The organism is Streptomyces lienomycini, assembly GCF_027947595.1.
Classification (GTDB): Bacteria; Actinomycetota; Actinomycetes; order Streptomycetales; family Streptomycetaceae; genus Streptomyces; species Streptomyces lienomycini.
Genome location: NZ_CP116257.1, coordinates 5862070 through 5885594, shown reverse-complemented (window position 1 = coordinate 5885594; position 23525 = coordinate 5862070). Strand labels below are relative to the sequence as shown.

Sequence of the window (23525 nt, the reverse complement as noted above, 5' to 3'; positions counted from 1 at the left end):
TGGGCCGGCCGGGAGCCGGGGGTGCGCCGTGCCGTACCCTCGGCACCCGAACGACGTATGTCGGGACGACGGGGGAGTCCGCATGGCCGCGATCAGTCTCAGCAAAGTCAGGGAGACGGCGCCCGCGCTGGTCGACCTGTACAAGACCGCCGGGGAGTCGCTGACCAAGCACCGCATGGCCGGGGAACGGGCCGCGGTCTACCTCGTCGTCGACTACTCCGGCTCCATGAAGCCGTACTACAAGGACGGCAGCGTCCAGGCGCTCGCCGACCGCGTGCTGAGCCTCTCCGCCCACCTCGACGACGACGGCACCGTCCCGGTCGTGTTCTTCTCCACCGACGTCGACGCCGTCACCGAGATCGCCCTCGCCGACCACCAGGGGCGGATCGAGCGGATCGTGTCCGGCCTCGGCCACATGGGCAAGACCAGCTACCACCTCGCCATGGACGCCGTCATCGACCACTACCTGGACAGCGGCTCCCGCCACCCCGCCCTGGTCGTCTTCCAGACCGACGGCGGCCCCATCAACCGGCTCGCCGCCGAGCGCTACCTGTGCAAGGCGGCGCCGCTGCCGCTGTTCTGGCAGTTCGTCGGCTTCGGCGACCCGGACAGCCGCCAGTTCGAGTATCTGCGGCGGCTCGACGAACTGGCGGTGCCCGGCAAGCGGGTCGTCGACAACGCCGGGTTCTTCCACGCCGGCCGCGACCCGCGCAAGGTCACCGACGCCGAGCTGTACGACCGGCTGGTGGGCGAGTTCCCCCAGTGGCTGGCGGCCGCACGCGCCCAGGGGATCGTGCGGCCCGCCTGAGCACGGCGGCTCAGTGCCTGAGGGAGAAGCCCAGCGCGACCCGGGCGGACACCTCCACCACTCCCGGGGCCAGCGCGCCGGGCGGACCGCCGCCCGCGGAGGCACGGAACGCGGCGACGGGCTCCGACTCCACGTCCTGGATGTGCAGTACCGGCCCCAGCCGCGCGTCCGCCGCCTCCGCGTACACCTCGGCCTTGCGGCGGGCCGCGGCCACGGCCCTGCGCCGCGCCTCGTCGAGCAGCGAGAGCCGGTCGCGCACGTCGAACTCGACGCCGTCGATCCGATGCGCGCCCGCCTCGACCACGTCCGCGATCAGCCGCTCCAGGTCGTCCAGCGCCTCGGTCTCCACCGAGTACGAGGCCTGGCACCGGTACCCGAGCGTCCTCCGGCGACCGCCGTGGCCGTCGTACTCCGAGCTGAGGCCCAGTCGGGAGCCCGAGACCGAGGCGTCCGGCACCCCGTGCCGCCGCAGCACCTCCCGCAGCCGGGCCACGGCCTCCCCGGCCCGCTGGAAGGCCTGCTCCGGCGACGGTTCCAGCACGTCCACCGCGGGCCGCACCCGCGCGAACGACGGCTCGTCCCGCACCGTGCCCGAGCCGAACACGCTGATGCCCCACGGTTCTTCGATGGCCTGTGTCATACGGGCATTCAAGCAGCGCGCCCGCGCCCCGCGCCCCCGATCACGTGTCGCACTCCAGCACCGTCCGGCACAGCCCGCACCGCGCCCGCACCCGCCCCCGCACCGGCACCCTGATCCGCTGGTGGCAGGTCGGGCACGGGAACGACACCCGCAGTCGCCCCGGCGCCTCGGCGGTGAAGGCATACGGCCCGCCGTCCGCGACCGGCCCGGCGGCCCGCGCGTCCTGCGCGTGGCGGCGGTCCCGGGCGTAGCGGCGGCGGCCCGCCCAGCCGGCCGCGGTCAGCGGCGGCTGCCGCTCGTCCCGGCGGGCCCTGGCCAGCCCCCTGCCGTACGCCGTGTAGGCCTGCGGACTGGTGAACCACACCGACGGGTCCTCCCCGAACAGCAGCGCGCGCTTGGCCAGCACGTAACCGAACTCCTCCGGCGTCAGATACCCCAGCTTCTGCGAGGACGCCGAGTCCTCCCGGTAGGCGTCCAGCAGCAGCCAGCCCGCGCCCAGGTACGTCGTCGCCGTGTCGGTGAGGATCTCGTTGGCGCGCGTGCCGTCGAAGGCCAGGTCGAGACGGTGCAGGTAGACGTGCATCACCTCGTGCGCGAGGGCCGCGCCGATGTCCCGGCGATGCGTGCGGAAGCGATCGTTCAGCTCGATGAAGTACTCCGGCCCCGCCGTCAACTCCACGCTCGCCGCGTGCGTCATCTCGCGAAAGGAGACGATCATGCGGGCGTCCGGCAGCCGGTAGTGCCGCACCAGCTCGCGGGCCACCCGCTGCGCGCCCAGATACAGGTCGTCGGTGTCGCAGAACGCCACGTCGACCGGCGCCACACTGGCCGAGAACGACTGCACGGTGTCATGCGACAGCCGCCGGTACAGCGCCGTGACGGCCTCCCGCACCGTCTCCAGATGCGGGAACCCGTGCTCGACCGGTCCGCCGTTCGCCACGCCCGACCCCCAAGACGCCTCGACCCTGCCCCCACTGTACGAGCAAGCACACGCGGTACGAGCGACTACGCAGCGGCACCCGACCGGACGGCGTTCAGCGCCTGAGACGGTCTGCGACGGCCGGGCCGCCGCCCGTAGGGTGTGCGCCCATGACCACCAGCAACACCGGTACCGGTGCCGACGAACCCGCCGTCCGCGAGGAGCTGGCCCGGCTGAGGGACAGCATCGACAACATCGACGCGGCCGTCGTCCACATGCTCGCCGAGCGCTTCAAGTGCACCCAGCAGGTCGGCCACCTCAAGGCCCGCCACCGGCTGCCGCCCGCCGACCCGGCCCGGGAGGCCCGGCAGATCGCCCGGCTGCGCGCCCTCGCCGAGAGCGCCAAACTGGACCCGGCCTTCGCCGAGAAGTTCCTGAACTTCATCGTCGCCGAGGTGATCCACCACCACGAGCGCATCGCCGAGAGCAACGGCGGCGGCGACGGCGGCGGCGCGGTGCGAGCCTCCGACTGAGACCGTGCGCCCCCGCCCACGGGGGCGCACGCCGGGAGAGCGGCACGCTCTGCGCGACGGACCGGACATACTCCGCGTACCGAACCGCCTCTGTGCGCTGCCGACGGCATCAGGCAGCATGTCGTGCATGTCCGTACTGACGCGCGACGAAGCGCAGACCCGTTCCCGGCTCCTCGACGTCCACCACTACACGATCGACCTCGATCTGACCCGTGGGGACGACACCTTCGACTCCCGGACCGCCATCCGGTTCACCGTCCGCGGCGACACGGACACCACGGACACCTTCGTCGAGGTCAAGCCCGCCGAACTGCGCTCCGCCACCCTGGACGGACACCCCCTCGACCCGGCCGCCCTGGACGAGAACCGGCTGGCGCTGAAGGGACTCGCCCCCGGCGAGCACGAACTGCGCGTCGACGCGGCCATGCGCTACTCCCGCACCGGCGAGGGCATGCACCGCTTCACCGACCCCAGCGACGGCGGGACCTACGTCTACACCCAGCTCTTCCTCGACGACGTCCAGCGCGTCTACGCCGCCTTCGACCAGCCCGACCTCAAGGCCGTCTTCGACCTCACCGTCACCGCCCCCGAGGGCTGGACCGTCCTCGCCAACGGCATCACCGAACACACCGGCGACGGCCACTGGAAGGCCGCCACCACCCCGCCGATCTCCACCTACCTCGTCGCCGTCGCCGCCGGCCCCTGGCACTCCGTACGCACCGAGCACCGCGGCCTGCCCTTCGGCATCCACTGCCGCCGCTCGCTCGCCCCCCACCTGGACGCCGACGCCGACGAACTCCTCGACGTCACCCGCGCCTGCTTCGACCGGTACCACGAGAAGTTCGACGAGCCCTACCCCTTCGACTCCTACGACCAGGCCTTCGTCCCCGAGTTCAACGCCGGCGCCATGGAGAACCCCGGCCTGGTCACCTTCCGCGACGAGTTCGTCTTCCGCTCCGCCGTCACCGACACCCAGCGCCAGACCCGCGCCATGGTCATCGCCCACGAGATGGCCCACATGTGGTTCGGCGACCTCGTCACCCTGCGCTGGTGGGACGACATCTGGCTGAACGAGTCCTTCGCCGAGTACATGGGCTACCAGACCACCGCCGAGGCCACCCGCTTCACCGACACCTGGACCGACTTCGGCGTCACCCGCAAAGCCTGGGGCTACGACGCAGACCAGCGCCCCTCCACCCACCCCGTCGCCCCCGAGAACGTCCGGGACACCGCCTCCGCCCTCCTCAACTTCGACGGCATCTCCTACGCCAAGGGCGCCTCCGCCCTGCGCCAGCTCGTCGCCTGGCTCGGCGAGAAGGACTTCCTGGCCGGCATCAACACCCACATCGAGCGGCACAAGTTCGCCAACGCCTCCCTCGCCGACTTCCTCGACTCCCTCGCCGCCGCCACCGACCGCGACGTCCACGCCTGGGCCGCCGCCTGGCTGCGCACCACCGGCGTCGACACCCTCGTGCCCGACCTGAGCGCCGACAACGGCCACTGGCACCTCGACATCCAGCACCGGGGCAGCACCGGAACCTGGTCCGCACCCGACCCCACCAAGGACGGCGAGGGCCTCAAGCACGCCGGGAGCCTCAAGCCCGGCGGCGGCGAACGACCGCACCGCATCACCATCGGCGTCTACGACCACGACCTCCACGACGCCGGCCGCCTCACCCCCCGCCGGCGCATCGAAACGGACCTCGGCACCGGGAACACCGCCCTCAGCACCGCCGGCGCCCAACCCGCGCTCGTCGTCCTCAACGACGGCGACCTCACCTACGCCAAGATCCGCTTCGACGCCCACTCCTTCCGGACCCTCCAGGAGTGCCTGTCCGGCCTGCCCGACCCGCTCACCCGGGCCGTCGTCTGGAACGCCCTCAGGGACGCCGTCCGCGACGGCGAACTCCCTCCCGGCACCTACCTCGACATCGCCCGCGCCCACCTCCCGCACGAAACCGACCTCGCGCTCGTCGACGGCGTCCTCGCCTTCGCCGCCGGCCAGATCGCCGACCGCTACGCCACCCCCCAACAGCGGCCCGCCGCCCTCAACACCCTCGCCGAACTCTGCCGCGACCTCATCCGCCGCACCGAGGACGGCGACCACCCCGGCCTGCGCCTGATCGCCGTACGCCACCGCATCGCCACCGCCGCCCACCCCGACACCATCGCCGCCTGGCTCGCCGACGGCACCGTGCCCGGCGGCCCCGAACTCGACCCCGAGCTGCGCTGGCGCATCCTCACCCGGCTCGCCGTCCTCGGCGCCACCGACGAGGCCGCCATCGCCGCCGAACTGGCGAACGACCCGAGCGCCACCGGCCAGGAGGGCGCCGCCCGCTGCCGCGCCGCACTGCCCGACCCCGAGGCGAAGGCACGCGCCTGGGACGCCATGTTCACCGCCGACGACCTCTCCAACTACCTGTTCACCGCCACCGCCCAGGGCTTCTGGCAGCCCGAACAGGCCGACCTCGTGGCCGACTACGTCCCGCGCTACTACACCGACGCCGTCGCGCTCGCCACCCGCCGCGGCCCCGCCATCGCCGACGCCGCCGGCCGCTGGGCGTTCCCCGCCCACGCCGTCGACGCCGACACCCTCCGCCTCGGCCAGGAGTGCCTCGCCCACGCCGACCCCCTCCCCGCCCTGCGCCGCAAGCTCGCCGACCAGCTCGACGACCTCCACCGCGCCCTGCGGGTACGGGAGGCCGGCACGCGCTGAGCCCGGGGCGGGGCGGCAGGCGGGGGAGAGGGGCGCTCGGATACCCCTTTCGGGTTGTGATCACTGAGCTGTCCGGGCGTACGCGCACCCGCGCGTACAAGCTGGAACCCCAGCCCCCGCGCCCCAAGGACAGCCCATGGGCCTGCCGCCCCTCGCCTCGGGCCCGCACGGCACCGACGCCCTGCGGCCCCTGCTCGACACCGTGCTCGACGCCCTGCGCACCGGCACCGCCGCACGCCGCGGCCCGCTGCCCGCGGGCGGCCCCGACACCGTCGCCGCCCGGGTCGCGGCCGCGGCCGGCGACATCCTCCCCGACCGCGGCGACCCCGACGCGCTGCGCGCCCTGGTCACCGCGCTCGCCGAGGGCGCCGCCGACCCCGCCCATCCCCTGTGCGCCGCCCACCTGCACGCCCCGCCCCTCGCGGTCGCCGCGGCCGCCGACCTCGCCGCCAGCGTCCTCAACCCCTCCCTCGACTCCTGGGACCAGGCACCCGCCGCCTCCGCCCTCGAAACCCTCGTCACCCGCGCCCTCGCCCGGGAGACCGGCGCCGCCGACGCCCTCGTCACCACCGGCGGCACCGAGTCCAACCAGCTCGCCGTCCTCCTCGCCCGCGAGAGGCACGGCGCCGCCCTGCGACTGGTCCACGGGGAACACGCCCACCACTCCCTGCCCCGCGCCGCCTGGCTGCTGGGCCTGCCCGACCCCGTCGTCGTGCCCGCCCCCGCCGGCGTCCTGGACCCCGCCGCCCTCGACGAGGCCCTCACTCAGGTCCCCGGACCCCACCTCGTCGCCGCCACCGCCGGCACCACCGACGCCGGGCTCATCGACCCCCTGCCCGAGATCGCCGACCGCTGCACCGCCCACGGCGCCCGCCTCCACGTCGACGCCGCCTACGGAGCGGGCCTCCTCTTCAGCGACCGGCACCGCGCCCGGCTCACGGGACTGGACGCCGCCGACACCGTCGCCCTGGACCTCCACAAGCTCGGCTGGCAGCCGATTCCGGCGGGCGTCCTCACGGTCACCGACACCGGCGACCTCGCCGCCCTCCACCACCGCGCCGACTACCTCAACGCCGACGACGACACCGACGCGGGCCTGCCCGACCTCCTCGGCCGCTCCCCGCGCACCAGCCGCCGCCCCGACGTCCTCAAAACCGCCGTCACCCTCAAAACCCTCGGCCGCGCCGGACTGGGCGCCCTCGTCGACACGGTCTGCTCCCTCGCCCGGGAGTTCGCCGACCTGGTCGCGACCCACCCCGGATTCGAACTGCACGCCCCGCCCACCATCAGCACGGTCCTGTTCCGGCCCGCGGGCGCCACCGACGACGCCGTCGCCGCCGTACGCCGCACCCTGCTCACCACCGGCCGCGCCGTCCTCGGCCGGGCCCGCGCCGACGGCCGGCTCTGGCTCAAGGCGACCCTCCTCAACCCCCACGCCGGACCGGACGACCTCGCCGCCCTCCTCACGCTCGTGGAAGGACCCACCCCCCGATGAACACCGCCCCGCACCCCGCCCCCGACGCCCCCCGCGACCTCGTCGGCATCGGCGTCGGCCCCTTCAACCTCTCCCTCGCGGCCCTCGCCGACCCCCTCACCGGCCTCGACGCCGTCTTCTACGACCAGCGCCCCGCCTTCCGCTGGCATCCCGGCCTCCTCCTCGACGGCGCGCGCGTCCAGGTGCCCTTCCTCGCCGACCTGGTCACCCTCGCCGACCCGGCGAGCCCCTGGACCTTCCTCAACCACCTCAGGGCCAGAGAACGGCTCTTCCCCTTCTACTTCGCCGAACGCTTCCACATCGAGCGTGCCGAGTACGACGCCTACTGCCGCTGGGTCGCCGGGAACCTGCCCTCCCTCCACTTCCACCACCAGGTCGACGCGGTCCGCTGGAACCCCGAACGCGGCCTCTTCGAGGTCGACTACACCCAGCTCGACTCCGACGGAGAGGCCGAGGCCCTCGGCCGCACCCACACCAGGAACGTCGTCCTGGGCGTCGGTACCGAACCCCACGTCCCCGACCCGCTCAGGCCCCTCGTCGACGACCCCCGCGTCCCCGTCGTCCACGCCGCCGACTACCTCACCCACCGCGACACGCTCCTGGCCGCCGGCCACGTCACCGTCATCGGAACCGGCCAGTCCGGCGCGGAGACCTTCCTCGACCTGCTCCGCCACCGCCCCGCCGGGCACGAGCGGCTGCACTGGCTCGGCCGCACCGAGGCCCTCGCCCCGATGGAGTACTCCAAGCTCGGCCTGGAGCACTTCACCCCCGACTACACCCGCTACTTCCACGGCCTGGCCGAACCGGTCCGCGACCGCCTCGTCGCCGCCCAGTGGCAACTGCACAAGGGCATCGACGCCGACACCACCGCCGCCATCCACGACGAGCTGTACCGCCGCACCCTCGACGGCGGCTGGCCCGACACCACCCTCACCCCCGGCGTCCACGTCCGCACCGCCGGCCGCATCGGCGCCACCCAGGTCGAACTCCACCTGGAACACGAACAGCAGAAGACCCGCTCACGCCTCACCACCGACGCCGTCGTGCTCGCCACCGGCTACCGCGAACGCCCCCTGGGCCGCGTCCTCGCCGGACTCGACCCCTACATGCGGCGCGACAGCCGCGAACGCCCCCGCGTCGACGACCGCTTCCGCCTCGTCCTCGACCCCTCCGTCACCGGCTCCGTCTACGTCCAGAACGCCGAGACGCACACCCACGGCGTCGGCGCACCCGACCTCGGCCTCGCCGCCTGGCGCAGCGCGACCATCCTCAACGACCTGACCGGGCAGGAGCCCTACCCCCTGCCCGGCCGCACCGCCTTCACCACCTTCGGCCTGGCCGACGGCCTGCCCCAGATCCCGTCCGCACGCCACCACCGGGCGCTCACCCCCCTGGCGGACGGAGCCTGAGAGGCCCGCGATCAGAACAGCGGCTCACCGTTCCGCGTCAGCGACCAGTCAGCGGACGCGAAGTCCTCCGGGTCCAGCACACCCTTCGCGGTCGCCCACTCCGCGATCCGCGTGCGGATCTCCGTCGACTCCGACCACAGCTCCTTGGCCGACGCCACGTGCGGGAAGGCACCGCCGCCGTTGGCCCGGTAGTTGTTCACCGCCAGCACGAACTGCTGGGCGTCGTCCAGCGGAGCACCGCCGTACGTGAGGTTCCGGATCCGCGAACCGGCCGCCTGCGCGACATCGATCTCGTACCTCAGACCCGACACGTAGTCGTAGTTGTAGTCCGGGCGGCCGTTCGCGTTCGTCAGCTTCTCCACGTCCACCGGCGCACCGGCCGCCGTTTGCACGTAGTACTCCGCCGAGTACTCCAGGTACCCCCGCAGCTGCGCGCCCGTCAGCAGCTTCGCGACCAGCGTGTTGTCGTACACGTACAGGCTCGACAGGTCCCGGATCGTCACGTCGCCGGCCGGGATCTGAGAGGTCCGCGAGAACGGCGACGCCTGGGCGAGCACCGGCAGCGCGGCGTACTCCGTACCCGCCAGCGCCTCCTTGACCACGTCCTCCTGCACCTTGGTGATCAGGTCGATGATCGGGGCGTCCTTGTACCGCGCCTCGACCGTCGTCAGGGTCTCGGTGGCCGTGCCGACGACCTGGTTGACGTACGCCACCACCTTCGCGTGCTCGTCCGCCAGCAGCCTCGTGATCCTCGGGTCGTCCTCGACCGCGGCGGAGTCCCGCAGCGAGGCCCTGACCGACTCGACGTGCCAACGACCCCGCTCGAAGAACAGTTCGAAGTCGAACAGGGTGAGCCGCTCGGCGAAGCACAACGGCTCCGACAGGACGACGGTCCTCCCCGTCTCCTCGTTGACGACCTTCAGCTCCGCGATCTCCTCGTGCGCGTGGCCCACCAGGATCGCGTCGATCCCCGGCACCTGCCGGGCCACGTCGGCCGCCGCGTTCTCCACGTACGGAACCTGGTCACCGTAGGACGACGTGCCCGACGAACCGGAGTGCGCCGACACGATCACCACGTCCGCGCCCATCGAACGCAGCTTCGGCACCCACTTGGCCGCCTGCTCCTCCAGGCCCGGGAAGGCCAGCTTCCCCTGCACGTACGCCTTGTCCCAGATCGCGATGCCCGGGTTGGTCAGCCCCAGCACCGCCACCTTCACCGGCGGCGCCCCCTTCACCCGGAAGGTCTTCATGAAGTACGGCGGGAAGGCCGGCTTCAGCGTCTTCGCGTCGACCGCGTTCGCGCCGAGCAGCGGGAAGTCGCACTGCTCCTCGAACCGGCGCAGCGTCTCGATGCCGTAGTTGAACTCGTGGTTGCCGAGCGCCACCGCGTCGTAGCCGATGGCGTTCATCGCCTGCGCCATCGGGTGCACCGGGCCGCCCTCGGCGGTGATCGGATCGACCTTGGCGTAGTAGTACGTCAACGGGGTGCCCTGGATGGTGTCGCCCGCGTCCAGGAGCAGCGTGTTGTGGCGGCCCTTCTCCTCGCGCACCTGGTCCACCAGGGTGGAGATCCGGCCGAGGCCCTGGGCGTTGCCCGCCGCGTCCGTGTACTCGGCGTCCTTGAAGTAGTCCCAGTTGAAGACGTGCCCGTGCAGGTCGGTGGTGCCGAGCACGGTCAGCGCGTACCGCTTGGGCTTCTTGCGGCCGCGGTGCGCCTGGGGCGCCGCCTCGGCCGCCGGGGCCGCCGCCGCGCCGGCCAGCGCGACCCCCGCCCCCGTCACGGCGGACCTGCTCAGGAACGTGCGGCGGTTCAACGGCATGGCTGACTCTCCTCGGTGACCTGTGTACCCCATCTGGCAACGCGCGTAGATTCTGTCCTGAACATGCCTCCTGTCAAGAGCCGGCCGCCCGTTCAAACGCTCATCGGAGCGGCCGGGCGCACAATTCAACACTTGTCAATAACCCTTTACTCAAAGGTTGTTGAGTGGTCATACACGGCCAATTCGCTACCCGTCGGTAAGTCATAGGCTCGACCCATGCGCCGAGCGAAAATCGTTTGCACTCTTGGGCCCGCCACCGACTCCTACGACCAGATCAAAGACCTGGTCGACGCCGGAATGGACATCGCCCGCTTCAATTTCAGCCACGGCACCCACGCCGAACACGAAGAGCGCTATCACCGTGTCCGCAAGGCATCCGACGAGACCGGCCGCAGCGTCGGCACCCTCGCCGACCTTCAGGGCCCGAAGATCCGCCTCGGCCACTTCGGAGAAGGACCCGTACTCCTTGAACGCGGAGACACCTTCACCATCACCGTCGAGGAAGGCGTCACCGGCGACCGCCACGTCTGCGGCACCACCTACGCCGGCCTCGCCGAGGACGTCACCCCCGGCGAACGCGTCCTCGTCGACGACGGCAAGGTCTGCCTCCAGGTGACCGGCGTCGACGGACCCCGCGTCCGCACGAAGGTCGTCGAGGGCGGCATGGTCTCCGACCACAAGGGCCTCAACCTCCCCGGCGTCGCGGTGTCCGTGCCCGCCCTGTCGAAGAAGGACGAGGACGACCTGCGCTGGGCGCTGCGGGCCGGCTTCGACGCCGTCGCCCTCTCCTTCGTGCGCAGCGGACGCGACGTCCTCGACGTCCACCGCATCATGGACGAGGAGGGCCGCCGCCTCCCGGTCATCGCCAAGGTCGAGAAACCGCAGGCCGTCGAGAACATCGAGGACATCGTCGCCGCCTTCGACGGCATCATGGTCGCCCGGGGCGACCTCGGCGTCGAAATGCCCCTGGAACAGGTGCCGATCGTCCAGAAACGCGCCGTCAAGCTCGCCAAGCGCAACGCCAAGCCGGTCATCGTCGCCACCCAGATGCTCGACTCCATGATCGACAACGCCCGGCCGACCCGCGCCGAGGCCTCGGACGTCGCCAACGCCGTCATCGACGGCACCGACGCGGTGATGCTCTCCGGCGAGACCAGCGTCGGCAAGCACGCCACCGACACGGTGCGCACCATGGCCCGCATCGTCGAGGCCGCGGAGGAGGACATCCTCGCCAAGGGGCTGCCGCCGCTGACCGAGCGCAACAAGCCCCGCACTCAGGGCGGCGCCGTCGCCCGCGCCGCCGCCGAGACGGGCGACTTCCTCGGCGCGAAGTTCCTGGTCGCCTTCACCCAGTCCGGCGACACCGTCCGCCGCCTCTCCCGCTACCGCTCACCCATCCCCCTGCTCGCCTTCACCCCGGAACCGGCGACCCGCTCGCAGCTGAGCCTGACCTGGGGCGTGGAGACGTTCCTCGGCCCGCACGTGGACTCCACGGACGCGATGGTCGACCAGGTGGACGAGCTCCTCACCCGGTACGGCCGCTGCGAGAAGGGCGACGTCGTGGTCATCACGGCCGGCTCACCGCCGGGGGTGTCCGGCACGACGAACCTGGTACGGGTCCACCACATCGGGGAGGACGACAGTCCCCAGTAGGCCGTCAGTACTTGGGCCCGACGTGAGCGTCCATGAGGACCACGGAGGCTCTGCGGGCTACGGAGATGTTGAAAGGGATCCCGTTGCGTGTGCACCGGGTCCACTCGACGCCGAGAGAGTCGAGGGTGTCGGTGTACAGGCGGCGGATGTCGGCCGAGACGTTGGTGAAGAAGTACCGGGGATATTCGTAGCGCTTGAGTACCCCGCCGACGCTCCTCTGGGTCCAATTGGTGATGCGGCAGCCGTCGGAGTGGATGAGGCCCCGGACGAACGCCCAGGGGTGAGCGTCGACGATCGTCTGTTGCCAAGGATCGAGAGCGATCCGGCGATCGTGCTTTTTGCCGGGGCCGTGTTGAGGGAAGAAGCAGGGCCAGTGTCCGCTGTAGCCGACCACGGACGTGTATCCGACGGCTTGGACCCGGTGGGCCTTGCCGCTGGGATTGACGGCCTGGACCGCGGCAGCGCACGCATCGACGAGGCCGGGCCACGCGTCGGCGCAGGCAATCCGGAGGAAGTAGCCCGACCGTGCGCCGGGGCTGATGCAGCCATCGCCGAGATAGAGACCGAGCAGGTAGGCGTATGCCGCCCGGTCCTCGGGTGGCTTGGCCGTCGGACCGCAGAGCGAGCAGAAGCCTTGTCGCATGCGTGGCAGAGGCTCGATGCGGGTCTGCCAGGAGCGGATGGCGGCGCGGGATATGCCGGTTTCCTTGCTGACCGAGTTCAGGCTCCGCCCTTGTGCCACCAAGGCCAGTGCTCGCGTTCGTGTGCTCACGTCGTACATGCGGCCACTCTGCGGGCGCGGAAGCATCGACACACAGCAAAAAATGGATGTTCACGAGAACGTGGACATCCACTCGCTGACGGTAATCTTGGAAACCAAGGAAAAGTGCCCCGGGTCGGACTCGAACCGACACTGTATGGGTTTTGAATCCATTGCCTGCTGCCAATTGGGCTACCGGGGCCCGCGGGATCGAAGGTTTCCCCCGACCCTCCGCGCGTACACCTTACCGCAGCTAGGTAGGCTCTTGTCAGCAGCACCCCTGCCCCGAACGAGGAGCCCACGTGACCGCCCCCGAGTCGCCCCAGCCCGCCGACGTGACCGATGACGAGCAGTCGCACGTGCCTCCGCTGACGACCCGTGTCGTCATCGCCGAGGACGAGGCGCTCATCCGGCTGGATCTCAAGGAGATGCTGGAGGAGGAGGGGTACTCCGTCGTCGGCGAGGCCGGTGACGGGGAGCAGGCCGTCGAGCTGGCCCGGGAGCACCGGCCCGACCTGGTGATCCTCGACGTGAAGATGCCGAAGCTGGACGGCATCTCCGCGGCGGAGAAGATCGCCGAGGAGAGCATCGCGCCGGTGCTGATGCTGACCGCGTTCTCGCAGCGCGACCTGGTGGAGCGGGCCAGGGACGCCGGGGCCATGGCGTACCTGGTGAAGCCGTTCAGCAAGAGTGACGTCGTGCCGGCGATCGAGATGGCGGTCTCGCGGTTCACGGAGCTGAAGGCGCTGGAGAAGGAGGTCGCGGACCTCAGCCTGCGTCTGGAGACGCGGAAGCTGGTGGACCGTGCGAAGTCGGTGCTGCAGACGGAGTACGGGCTGACCGAGCCGGCGGCGTTCCGGTGGATCCAGAAGACGTCGATGGACCGGCGGATGTCGATGCAGCAGGTGGCCGAGGCGGTCATTCAGGACGCCGAGGAGAAGAAGGCGTCCAAGGGCTGAGCGAGCGTGGCGAAGGCCCGCGTCCCCGTGAGGGGGGCGCGGGCCTTCGCCGTGCGGTCTGCCGGGTGGGTCAGTCCTCGCCGAGGTAGGCCTTGCGGACCGACTCGTCGTGGAGGAGGTCCTGGCCGGTGCCGGACAGGACGATGTTGCCGACCTCCATGACGTGTCCGTGGTCCGCCAGGGACAGGGCTGCCTGGGCGTTCTGCTCGACGAGCAGGATGGTTGTGCCCTGGGACTTCAGCTCGGCGATCGTCGACATGATCTTCTGCATCATGATCGGTGAGAGGCCCATGGAAGGTTCGTCGAGCATGAGCAGTTTCGGCTGGGACATGAGGGCGCGGCCCATGGCGAGCATCTGCTGCTCGCCGCCGGAGAGGGTGCCCGCGGCCTGCTTGCGGCGTTCGCCGAGGATCGGGAAGAGGTCGTAGGCCCGCTGGATGTCCTTCTCGATGCCGGGCCTGTCGTTGCGCAGGAAGGCGCCGAGGCGGAGGTTGTCCTCGATGGTCATGCGGGGGAAGATGTGCCGGCCCTCGGGCGAGTGGGCCAGGCCCAGGGAGACGATCTGGTGGGCGGGGGTCTTCTTGAGGGACTTGCCGCCGAACCTGATCTGGCCGCCGACCGGTTTGAGCAGTCCGGAGAGGGTGCGCAGGGTGGTGGTCTTGCCGGCGCCGTTGGTGCCGATGAGGGTGACCACTTCGCCGGCGTCGACCGTGAAGGAGATGCCCTTGACGGCTTCGATCTTGCCGTAGGCGACGCGGAGGTCCTCGACCTCGAGGAGTGCGGTCATCGGTCGTTCTCCTTGCCGGCCGCGGTGTCCTTGGTGGTGTCGGCCTGGGCGGCTTCGGCGGCCTCCACCTCGGCGGCCTCCGCGGCGCCCGGGTCGTTCTCGAGGGGTTCGCCGAGGTAGGCGGCGACGACGCGTTCGTCGCCCTGCACGGTGGCGCTGTCGCCCTCGACGAGTTTCTCGCCCTGGACGAGGACGGCGACGCGGTCGCAGAGGTTGAAGATGAAGCGCATGTCGTGCTCGATGACGAGGACGGCGATGCCCTGGTCGCGGATCGCGAAGACGAGTTCTTCGGTGGCTCGGGTCTCCTGGGGGTTCATGCCGGCGGTCGGCTCGTCCAGGAGGAGCAGTCCCGGTTCGCTGGCGAGGGCGCGGGCGATCTCCAGCTTGCGCTGCTCGCCGTAGGGCAGGTTGCGCGCGAGATGGTCGGCCTTGGCGGCGAGGCCGACGAACTCCAGGAGTTCCAGGGCGCGTTCGCGGGAGGCCTTCTCGGCGCGATGGAAGCCGGGGCCGCGCAGTACGGCCGACCAGAAGCCTTCCTTGGTGCGGGTGTGGCGGCCGACGAGGACGTTCTCCAGGACGGTCATGTTGCCGAAGAGGCGGATGTTCTGGAAGGTGCGGGCGATGCCGGCGGCGGTCACTTTGAAGGACTTGGCCGGCAGGACGCGGTCCTTGTAGCGGACCTCTCCCTCGGTGGGGATGTAGAGGCCGGTGAGGCAGTTGAAGAAGGTCGTCTTGCCGGCGCCGTTGGGTCCGATCAGGCCGACGATCTCGCCGCTGTTGACGGTGAGGTCGACGTTGTTCACGGCGGTGAGTCCGCCGAAGCGCATGGTGACACCGCGTGCGTCGAGGATGGTGGTGCCGGGGGCGGGGGCGCCCGGTGCGGTGTCCTTGGTGGTGGTGTCGGTGGTCATGGTGGTCAGGCCCCTGTCTTGCTCAGGACTGTGGGCGCTTCGGCCTCTTCGTGGAATTCCAGCTTGCGGCGCCGGTTGGCGATGAGTCCTTCGGGGCGGAAGCGCATCAGCAGGACGAGTGCGAGTCCGAAGGCGAAGAGCTGGTAGTCGTCGAGGAACTGGAGCTTGTTGGGGATCAGGAAGAGCAGCGAGGCGCCGATGAGCGGGCCGGCGATGGTGCCCATGCCGCCGAGTACGACCGCGGCGAGCAGGAAGGCGGAGTTGGGCGGGGTGGTGCCGGCGAAGAGGTACTGCTCGGGGGTCACGGTGTAGGTGACGTGGGCCTGTACGGTGCCGGCGAGTCCGGCGAGGGAGGCGCCGACGGCGAAGGCGATGAGTTTGACGCGGAAGCCGTTGATGCCCATGGCGAGTGCGGCGGTCTCGTCCTCGCGGATGGCGACCCAGGCGCGGCCGATGCGGGAGTCGCCGCTGCGTCGGAAGACGAGGACGACGACGGCCGTGATGACGAGCATGAGGAAGAAGTAGTTGGCGAACCGGCCGATGGTGAAGCCGCCGATGTCGTGCGCGATGCCGAGGTCGAAGCCGAGGACGTTGAGGTCGGGGATGGACGAGATGCCGTTGGAGCCGTTGGTGACGTCCGGCCCGGAGGTGCCGTCCAGGTTGTTGGCGGTGATCCGGAAGATCTCTCCGAAGCCGAGGGTCACGATGGCGAGGTAGTCGCCGCGCAGTCGCAGGGTGGGGGCGCCGATGAGGACGCCGAAGACCAGTGAGGCGGCGGCGCCGACGAGGACCGCGCCCCAGAAGGGGAGGTGCAGGTCGAACGGCGAGCTGGGGGAGCCGGAGACCATGGAGGCGGCGTAGGCGCCGACGCCGAGGAAGGCGACGTAGCCGAGGTCGAGCAGGCCGGCGAGGCCGACGACGATGTTCAGGCCCAGGGCGACCGTGGCGAAGATGAGGATGTAGACGCCGATGGTGGCGTACTGGTCGTCGGACTGGGTGAAGGGGAAGCAGGCCGCCGCGACGAACGCGCCGCAGACGGTGATGTTCTGGTGGCGTGCCGTGATCTCGGAGACCTGGGCGATCAGGCCGGACTTGTTGAGGGCGGCGAAGCCGAAGCCGGCCGTGATGAGGAAGCCGACGAAGAGTTCGTCGTACTCGGTGCCGATGCCGTAGGTGAAGACGAACAGGCCGACGGCGAGGACGGCGACGATGATCAGGATCTCGGCGTAGGACGGCAGGGCGCGCACGGGGCGCGGGCTGCCGGAGGCGAAGGCCGCCTTGACGATCTGCCAGTTGTGGGAGCTGGTGTGCTTGAACCGCTCCCAGCCGGTGTCGTCGGGGTCGAACGGGTCGGGTTCGGGGCGCTCGACGGGCAGGGCGAGGGAGCCGAGGAAGGTGATCAGGGTGGCGGCGGCCGCGACGTAGCCGCCGGGCTCCAGGTTGACGACGCCGCCGAGTTGGGCACTGATCGCGATGACCGTGTACCAGGCGGTGGCGAAGGCGGCGAGAGCGGCGAAGCGGAGGGCCGCGTCGGCGCCGGCCGGCACGAGCCAGCGCAGCCCCTTGACGCCGTACGACGCGAGGCCGATGAGCGCGGTGAGGGCGCCGGCGACCAGCACCAGCACCTGGAGGCCGCCCGGGTAGCCGTAGACGGTGAGGTCGCCGGGGAACTCCGCGGTCCAGGTCCAGGCGAGGAAGGTGGAGACGACGGTGAGGACGCCACCGCCGGTGGCGAGGGCGCGGCCGATGTGCGCGGGGATGCCGATGAGGCCGGAGGCGTCGCTCGCGGCGGGGGCACCGGTGTTCTTCGGCGCGGTGGTCTGTGTGGTCATCGGTGTCACGCCCTGTCCGCAACGCGTTCGCCGAGCAGGCCCTGTGGCCTGAACAACAGCACGAGGATGAGGAGGATGAAGGCCCAGACGTCGGACCAGGACTGGCTGCCGAACTTGTCCAGGCCGGGGATGTCGGCGATGTAGGCGGTGGCCAGGGTCTCGGCGACGCCGAGGGTGATGCCGCCGATCATGGCGCCGTAGATGTTGCCGATGCCGCCGAGGACGGCCGCGGTGAACGCCTTGAGGCCGAGGATGAAGCCCATCTTGAAGTCGATCTGGCCGTACTTGAGGCCGTTGGCCACGGCCCCGACGGCGGCGAAGACGGCGCCGAGCGCGAACGCGACCACGATGATGCGGTCGGTGTTGACGCCCATCAGCTTGGCGGTGTCCGGGTCCTGTGCGGTGGCCTGCATGCCCCGTCCGGTGCGGGTGCGCATCACGAAGAAGCCGAGGATGGCCATGCTCACCGGGGCGGCGATGAACAGGAAGATGTCGCCGGTCTGCAGGGTGACACTGCCGATGTGGAAGGGGCCGCCGTCGATCTGCGGGAAGGTCCGGGCCGACTTGGCCTCGGGGTACCAGGCCCACACCGCCTGCTGGAGGGCGAGGGAGAGGCCGATGGCCGTGATGAGGGGGGCGAGGCGGGGGGCTCCGCGCAGGGGCCGGTAGGCGAACCGTTCCGCCCCGACGGCGACGGCGACGGAGACGACCATGGCGCCGAGGAGCATCAGGGGCAGGGCGATCAGCATGGAGGTGCCGTCGGGCAGGATGTAGACGTAGACCGTGAGCGCGCCGAAGGCGCCGGTCATGAAGATCTCGCCGTGGGCGAAGTTGATGAGCTGGACAATGCCGTAGACCATTGTGTAGCCGATGGCGATCAGCCCGTACATGGATCCCAGTAGCAGGCCGTTGACCAGCTGCTGCGGCAGTTCGTTCACCGCATGTCCTCCGAGACTTTCGGACGTTCGACGGATGTGGCCGGATGCGAGTGCGCGCGGGGCGCCTGTGGAACAGCGCCCCGCGCGGCTCGTGGGCTGGGTGGTGCGGGTGGGTGTGTCAGCCGGTGAAGGTGCCGGACTTGACGGAACCCCAGGCACCGTTCTCGACGGCGTACACGGTGAGCTGCTTGTTGGTGGCGTCACCGAACTCGTCGAAGGAGACCTTGCCGGTCACACCGTCGAAGGAGACGTCCTGCATGGCGTCCACGACCTTGGAGCGGGCGTCGTCGGGGAGCTTGCCGTCGTTGGCCTCGACGACCTTCTTGACGGCCTCGATGATCGCCCAGGCGGAGTCGTAGGAGTAGCCGCCGTAGGCCTCGTAGGCCTCCTTGTATCCCTCGGTCTTGTAGTTCGCCACGAATTCCTTGGCGGAGGGCAGTTCTTCCACCGGGGCGCCGACGGAGGTCGCGAGGTCGCCGGTGCCGCTGGCGCCGGCGAGCTTGATGAAGTCGGCGCTGTAGATGCCGTCTCCGCCGACCAGCGGAATCTTGGCCCCTGCTGCCTTGATCTGCTTGCTCAGGGGGCCGGCCTGCGGGTATTCGCCGCCGTAGTAGACGACGTCGGCGCCGGAGTTCTTGACCTTGGTGGCGACGGCGTTGAAGTCCTTGGTGTCGGGGTTGATGTGCTCGGTGCCGACGACCTGGCCGCCGAGCTTCTTGAACTCCTCGGTGAAGGTCTTGGCGAGGCCGGCGCCGTAGGTCTTCTTGTCGTCGATGACGAAGACCTTGCGCTTCTTGGAGTCGTTGTAGACGTACTGCGCGGCGAACGGGCCCTGGATGGCGTCCGTGGTCGCGGTGCGGAAGTACGACTTGTAGGGCCGGACCTTCTTGGTCTGCCAGTCCACGCCCTGGGTGAGCGACGGGTTGGTGTTGGCCGGGGAGACCTCGACCAGCTTCGCCGTGTCGAAGACCTTCTGCATCGACTCGCCGACGGAGGAGTTCAGCGGGCCGACGACGCCGAGGACCTTGTCGTTGGCGACGAACTTGGTGGCGTTCTGCTGGCCGACGGACGGCTGGCCCTGGTCGTCGAGGGCTTCGACCTCGAAGGTGATGCCGTCGACGGTCTTCTCCTTGTTGGCCGTCTTGGCCGCGAGGTCCGCCGAGTTCTTGATGCCGAGGCCGAGCGCGGACAGGTCGCCGGTCAGCGGGGCGTCGACGCCGATGACGACGGTGGTGCCACCGCCGCCCTTGCCGGAGTCCGAGCCGCCGCCGTCGTCGTCACGCGAGCCGCAGGCGGTGAGGGTGAGCGCTCCCGCCGCCAGAGCGGCGGTGATGGCGATGAGCGAACGTTGACGCACGATCAGTCCTTTCCCTGGCGCGGCCGCTTCCCCGTGGAGGCGGTCGAGTCGAGCGCTGGGCCGAACTGATAATCCGACGGCGCAGTGACTGGCCGTGACTCTAAGCGGGTGTGGGGAACGTGGAGGAGGGTCTGACTGATGCTGTGACTCTCTTGTTATGACACCGGGTAATGCAGAGCGGTACTGGCTGGGAAGAAGGGCGGAATTCAGGCCGATTCGCCCTGTCCGCATGCTGAGAACCCGCAGGACCAACGGCCCATGTTCAGGCGTCTGGGGCGTTTTGGTGATTACCGTGAATCGTTGCTGCAGGCGACCTCAAGGGCCTCGGAGAGGTCCTGCGCATAGCGCCCACCCAGGATGAAACTGTGGGCTTGTATTGCACGCGTATTACGCAGCGTTACATCCAAGAAAGGGAGGCTGAGATTCCGGGGCGCTTTTTCACATTCCGTCACCCGTATCGTGAAAATGATCTTGCGGGCGGAATGTGATTTTGTCTGGAAAGGTGCCCTGGGGGAGGACGTCACCGACAGGCCGTCGTAGGGCTGCGTCAGCCGGGTCACGGTGACGGGCGGGCCGGAGCGCACACTCAGCAGCACCGAGAAGCTGAAGTCGCCCGCCCGGTCCCCGGGCGGGCCGGCCACGGGGGCCACGTAGACGACGTCGACCACCTGGGACGGGTACGGCGGCGGGGGAGCGGGCCCCGGCTCCGGTCGGCTCGCGTACAGGTAACCGCCGCCCGCCAGGACGACGAGGGCGGCGGCGGAGGCGAGGACGGCCCGGCGGTGGCGGTCGTAGCGCCGGGCGAGACGCCCGCGCGGCCGGGCGTGCGCTGTGTCCCGGGCGTGGGTCTCCTCGCCGGGCTCGATCGGTCCGATGCCGCGCGTCACCGCCGCGGGCCGCCGCTCGGGCCGCCGCGGGCGCCCCGGCCGCGCCGCACGGCCCGCGCCGGGTCCGAGATCTTCCGCGGGATGCCGTACCGCCGGTCGGACAGCGCCATGGACCGATGGTCGCCGCGGGGCCGGGCGCCGTCCAGTGTCCCGCGGGGCCGGTGCCCGGCGGCGGTCGGGCGGGACGGGGGTGCCCCGCGTCGCCGTCGCCGGGTCCGTGAGGGGACGGGGCGGGGTGGGGCTCAGCCCGCCTTGCCCGCCTTCGCCCCGTCGCCGGGGTTCACGTCGCGCAGCAGGCAGGTCAGGCGGGCCGTGCACACCCGCCGGTCCTGCTCGTCGCTGATCACGATGTCGTACGTCGCCGTCGACCGGCCCCGGTGCACCGGCGTGGCCACTCCGGTGACCAGGCCGGAGCGGGCCCCGCGGTGGTGCGTGCAGTTCAGGTCGACACCCACGGCGATCTTGGACGCGCCGCCGTGGAGCATCGAGCCGACCGACCCGAGCGTCTCGGCCAGCACCGCCGAGGCGCCGCCGTGCAGCAGCCCGTACGGCTGGGTGTTGCCCTCCACCGGCATGGTGCCGACGACCCGGTCCGCCGACGCCTCGACGATCTGGACGCCCATGCGCGTCCCCAGGGGCCCGGCGGAGAACAGGGCGGGCAGGTCGACGCCGAGCGCGGCGTACTCGTCGATGACCTCCTGCGGGAACTGCACCTGCTGCTGCTCGCCCATGGGCCGGCTCCGTTTCGTCGATCCGCCTGTGTGCGCCTGCGGGCCGGTCGCGGGACCGGTCGGCCGCTTCGCTTCGCTGAGCAAACGCTCAGTCGGTCGCCGATTGTTCCAGACGGACGACCACGGACTTGCTGGCCGGGGTGTTGCTGGTGTCCGCCGTGGCGTCCAGCGGCACCAGGACGTTGGTCTCCGGGTAGTACGCCGCCGCGCAGCCCCGCGCCGTCGGATAGTGCACGACGCGGAAACCGGGCGCCCGCCGCTCAACCCCGTCCCGCCACTCGCTCACCAGGTCGACGTACGCACCGTCCTCGACGCCCAGCTTCCCGGCGTCCTCCGGGTTGACCAGGACGACGCGGCGGCCGTTCCTGATCCCGCGGTAGCGGTCGTCCAGGCCGTAGATCGTGGTGTTGTACTGGTCGTGCGAGCGCAGCGTCTGGAGCAGCAGCCGCCCCTCGGGCAGCTCGGGGAACTCGACCGGCGCGGCGGTGAAGTTGGCCTTTCCGGTGGCCGTCGGGAAGCGCCGCTCGTCGCGCGGGGCGTGCGGCAGCGCGAAGCCCCCGGGATGCGCCACGCGCGCGTTGAAGTCCTCGAAGCCGGGGACGACCCGCCCGATGCGGTCGCGGATCGTCGCGTAGTCCTTCTCGAACTCCTCCCACGGCGTGCGGCTGTCCTCGCCCAGCACTCGGCGGGCCAGGCGGCACACGATCGCCGGCTCGGAGAGCAGTTGGCGGCTCGCGGGCTCCAGCCGCCCGCGCGAGGCGTGCACCATGCCCATGGAGTCCTCGACGGTCACGAACTGCTCGCCGCCGCCCTGGAGATCGCGTTCCGTGCGGCCCAGCGTCGGCAGGATCAGCGCCCGTGCGCCCGTGACCGCGTGCGAGCGGTTCAGCTTCGTCGACACGTGCACGGTGAGGCGGGCGCGGCGCATGGCCGCCTCGGTGACCTCCGTGTCGGGGGAGGCGGAGACGAAGTTGCCGCCCATGGCGAAGAAGACCTTCGCCTCGCCGTCCCGCAGCGCGCGGATCGCCCGTACGACGTCGTAGCCGTGCTCGCGCGGCGGGGCGAAGCCGAACTCCTTCTCCAGCGCGTCCAGGAACGCGGGCGCGGGCCGCTCGAAGATGCCCATCGTGCGGTCGCCCTGCACGTTGGAGTGGCCGCGCACCGGGCAGACACCCGCACCCGGGCGGCCGATGTTGCCGCGCAGCAGCAGGAAGTTCACGACCTCGCGGATGGTGGGCACCGAGTGCTTGTGCTGGGTCAGGCCCATCGCCCAGCACACGATGGTGCGCTTCGAGGCGAGCACCATGCGCAGCGCCTCCTCGATCTCCGCGCGCGTGAGACCGGTCGCCGCGAGCGTCTCGTCCCAGTCGGCGCCGCGGGCGGCCGCGGCGAACGCGTCGTAGCCGTGCGTGTGTTCCGCGACGAAGGACTCGTCGACCGCGCCCTCGGTCTCCAGGATCAGCTTGTTGAGGAGCCGGAAGAGGGCCTGGTCGCCGCCGAGCCGGATCTGCAGGAACAGGTCGGTGAGCGAGGCGCCCGCGGTGAGCCCCTTGGGGGTCTGCGGGTTCTTGAAGCGTTCCAGACCCGCCTCGGGCAGCGGGTTGACGCTGATGATCCGCGCGCCGTTCGCCTTGGCCTTCTCCAGGGCGGAGAGCATCCGCGGGTGGTTGGTGCCCGGGTTCTGGCCCGCCACGATGATCAGGTCGGACTTGTGGAGGTCCTCCAGCAGGACGCTGCCCTTGCCGACGCCGATGGTCTCGGACAGGGCCGAGCCGGACGACTCGTGGCACATGTTGGAGCAGTCCGGCAGGTTGTTGGTGCCCAGCTCGCGCGCGAAGAGCTGGTAGAGGAACGCCGCCTCGTTGCTGGTGCGTCCTGAGGTGTAGAAGACCGACTCGTCGGGCGAGTCCAGCGCCGTGATCTCCTCGGCGACGATGTCGAAGGCGCGCTCCCAGGTGACCGGTTCGTAGTGCTCGCCGCCCTCCGGCAGGTACACCGGGTGCGTCAGGCGGCCCTGCTGGCCCAGCCAGTAGCCGCTGCGGGTCGCGAGGTCGGCGACGGAGTGCGCGGCGAAGAACTCCGGGGTGACACGGCGCAGGGTGGCCTCCTCGGCCACGGCCTTCGCGCCGTTCTCGCAGAACTCCGCCCTGTGCCGGTGGTCGCCCTCCGGCCAGGCGCAGCCCGGGCAGTCGAAGCCGTCCTTCTGGTTGACGTTCAGCAGCGTCAGCGCCGTCCGTCGCACGCCCATCTGCCGCTGCGCGATCCGCAGGGTGTGACCGATCGCCGGGATGCCCGCCGCCGCGTGCTGCGGCTGTGAGACCTGCGGCGCGTCCTGAACCGGATCACCCTTGGGCGGCTTGGTGGCCATCG

19 protein-coding genes and 1 tRNA gene are annotated in these 23525 nt (G+C 70.8%); 7 read left to right on the top strand and 13 right to left on the bottom strand.

Annotated features, from left to right (window positions below; all coding sequences use genetic code 11):
* The first annotated feature begins 82 nt into the window (after positions 1 to 82).
* The gene (locus BJ961_RS26855; RefSeq protein WP_271415364.1) at positions 83 to 808 is read left to right on the top strand and encodes a vWA domain-containing protein; all 726 of its coding nucleotides are present in this window, start codon (positions 83 to 85) and stop codon (positions 806 to 808) included.
* A 10-nt stretch (positions 809 to 818) separates the two neighbouring features.
* Here BJ961_RS26855 and BJ961_RS26850 read toward each other — a convergent pair whose 3' ends face one another.
* Both BJ961_RS26850 and BJ961_RS26845 read right to left on the bottom strand, forming a co-directional pair.
* On the bottom strand, positions 819 to 1448 hold the full coding sequence (locus tag BJ961_RS26850) for an SIMPL domain-containing protein (RefSeq protein ID WP_271415363.1): 630 nt from the start codon (positions 1446 to 1448) through the stop codon (positions 819 to 821).
* 40 nt (positions 1449 to 1488) lie between these two features.
* A complete protein-coding gene (locus BJ961_RS26845; protein ID WP_271415362.1) occupies positions 1489 to 2388 on the bottom strand; it encodes a hypothetical protein in 900 nt (299 codons plus the stop codon).
* Between the two features lie 149 nt (positions 2389 to 2537).
* Between BJ961_RS26845 and BJ961_RS26840 the strand changes: the two genes are divergently transcribed.
* The 4 genes from BJ961_RS26840 (at position 2538) to BJ961_RS26825 (ending at position 8520) form a co-directional block, all read left to right on the top strand.
* A complete protein-coding gene (locus BJ961_RS26840; protein WP_271415361.1) occupies positions 2538 to 2900 on the top strand; it encodes a chorismate mutase in 363 nt (120 codons plus the stop codon).
* A gap of 118 nt (positions 2901 to 3018) precedes the next feature.
* A complete protein-coding gene (gene pepN, locus BJ961_RS26835; RefSeq protein WP_271415360.1) occupies positions 3019 to 5616 on the top strand; it encodes an aminopeptidase N in 2598 nt (865 codons plus the stop codon).
* Between the two features lie 136 nt (positions 5617 to 5752).
* Positions 5753 to 7111: a pyridoxal phosphate-dependent decarboxylase family protein gene (locus BJ961_RS26830; protein WP_271415359.1), complete on the top strand. Its 1359-nt coding sequence runs from the start codon at positions 5753 to 5755 to the stop codon at positions 7109 to 7111.
* Positions 7108 to 8520 (top strand): lysine N(6)-hydroxylase/L-ornithine N(5)-oxygenase family protein, encoded by a 1413-nt coding sequence (locus BJ961_RS26825; protein ID WP_271415358.1) that lies wholly within the window; start codon positions 7108 to 7110, stop codon positions 8518 to 8520. The genes BJ961_RS26830 and BJ961_RS26825 overlap by 4 nt, the downstream gene beginning before the upstream one ends.
* 11 nt (positions 8521 to 8531) lie before the next feature.
* Here the strand turns inward: BJ961_RS26825 and BJ961_RS26820 are convergent, their stop codons facing one another.
* On the bottom strand, positions 8532 to 10340 hold the full coding sequence (locus tag BJ961_RS26820) for a bifunctional metallophosphatase/5'-nucleotidase (RefSeq protein WP_271415357.1): 1809 nt from the start codon (positions 10338 to 10340) through the stop codon (positions 8532 to 8534).
* A gap of 216 nt (positions 10341 to 10556) precedes the next feature.
* On the opposite strand from BJ961_RS26820, the gene pyk reads away from it, so the two are divergent.
* Complete coding sequence (pyk, locus tag BJ961_RS26815) at positions 10557 to 11993, top strand: pyruvate kinase (RefSeq protein WP_271415356.1); 1437 nt, start codon at positions 10557 to 10559, stop codon at positions 11991 to 11993.
* 4 nt (positions 11994 to 11997) lie between these two features.
* Here the strand turns inward: pyk and BJ961_RS26810 are convergent, their stop codons facing one another.
* Both BJ961_RS26810 and BJ961_RS26805 read right to left on the bottom strand, forming a co-directional pair.
* Positions 11998 to 12774, bottom strand: coding sequence for a transcriptional regulator (locus BJ961_RS26810; RefSeq protein ID WP_271415355.1), 777 nt, complete (start codon positions 12772 to 12774; stop codon positions 11998 to 12000).
* A gap of 106 nt (positions 12775 to 12880) precedes the next feature.
* Positions 12881 to 12955, bottom strand: a tRNA-Leu gene (locus BJ961_RS26805).
* Positions 12956 to 13055: 100 nt separating this feature from the next.
* Between BJ961_RS26805 and BJ961_RS26800 the strand changes: the two genes are divergently transcribed.
* The gene (locus BJ961_RS26800) at positions 13056 to 13712 is read left to right on the top strand and encodes an ANTAR domain-containing response regulator (RefSeq protein WP_271415354.1); all 657 of its coding nucleotides are present in this window, start codon (positions 13056 to 13058) and stop codon (positions 13710 to 13712) included.
* Between the two features lie 70 nt (positions 13713 to 13782).
* Here the strand turns inward: BJ961_RS26800 and BJ961_RS26795 are convergent, their stop codons facing one another.
* From BJ961_RS26795 to BJ961_RS26760, 8 genes are all read right to left on the bottom strand, one after another.
* Positions 13783 to 14499, bottom strand: coding sequence for an ABC transporter ATP-binding protein (locus BJ961_RS26795; RefSeq protein ID WP_271415353.1), 717 nt, complete (start codon positions 14497 to 14499; stop codon positions 13783 to 13785).
* On the bottom strand, positions 14496 to 15410 hold the full coding sequence (locus tag BJ961_RS26790; RefSeq protein WP_271415352.1) for an ABC transporter ATP-binding protein: 915 nt from the start codon (positions 15408 to 15410) through the stop codon (positions 14496 to 14498). The genes BJ961_RS26795 and BJ961_RS26790 overlap by 4 nt, the downstream gene beginning before the upstream one ends.
* Positions 15411 to 15415: 5 nt before the next feature.
* Complete coding sequence (locus BJ961_RS26785) at positions 15416 to 17242, bottom strand: branched-chain amino acid ABC transporter permease (RefSeq protein WP_271415351.1); 1827 nt, start codon at positions 17240 to 17242, stop codon at positions 15416 to 15418.
* A 5-nt stretch (positions 17243 to 17247) separates the two neighbouring features.
* Positions 17248 to 18180 carry a branched-chain amino acid ABC transporter permease gene (locus tag BJ961_RS26780; protein ID WP_007388355.1) on the bottom strand — a complete coding sequence of 311 codons (933 nt, stop codon included), beginning with the start codon at positions 18178 to 18180 and terminating at the stop codon, positions 17248 to 17250.
* 118 nt (positions 18181 to 18298) lie between these two features.
* Positions 18299 to 19537, bottom strand: a complete 1239-nt coding sequence (locus BJ961_RS26775; protein ID WP_271415350.1) for a branched-chain amino acid ABC transporter substrate-binding protein — start codon at positions 19535 to 19537, stop codon at positions 18299 to 18301.
* Positions 19538 to 19824: 287 nt separating this feature from the next.
* Positions 19825 to 20424 (bottom strand): Tat pathway signal sequence domain protein, encoded by a 600-nt coding sequence (locus BJ961_RS26770; RefSeq protein ID WP_356625756.1) that lies wholly within the window; start codon positions 20422 to 20424, stop codon positions 19825 to 19827.
* A 242-nt stretch (positions 20425 to 20666) separates the two neighbouring features.
* Positions 20667 to 21155 (bottom strand): PaaI family thioesterase, encoded by a 489-nt coding sequence (locus tag BJ961_RS26765; protein WP_271415349.1) that lies wholly within the window; start codon positions 21153 to 21155, stop codon positions 20667 to 20669.
* A gap of 88 nt (positions 21156 to 21243) precedes the next feature.
* On the bottom strand, positions 21244 to 23523 hold the full coding sequence (locus BJ961_RS26760; protein WP_271415348.1) for an FdhF/YdeP family oxidoreductase: 2280 nt from the start codon (positions 23521 to 23523) through the stop codon (positions 21244 to 21246).
* Between the last annotated feature and the right edge of the window lie 2 nt (positions 23524 to 23525).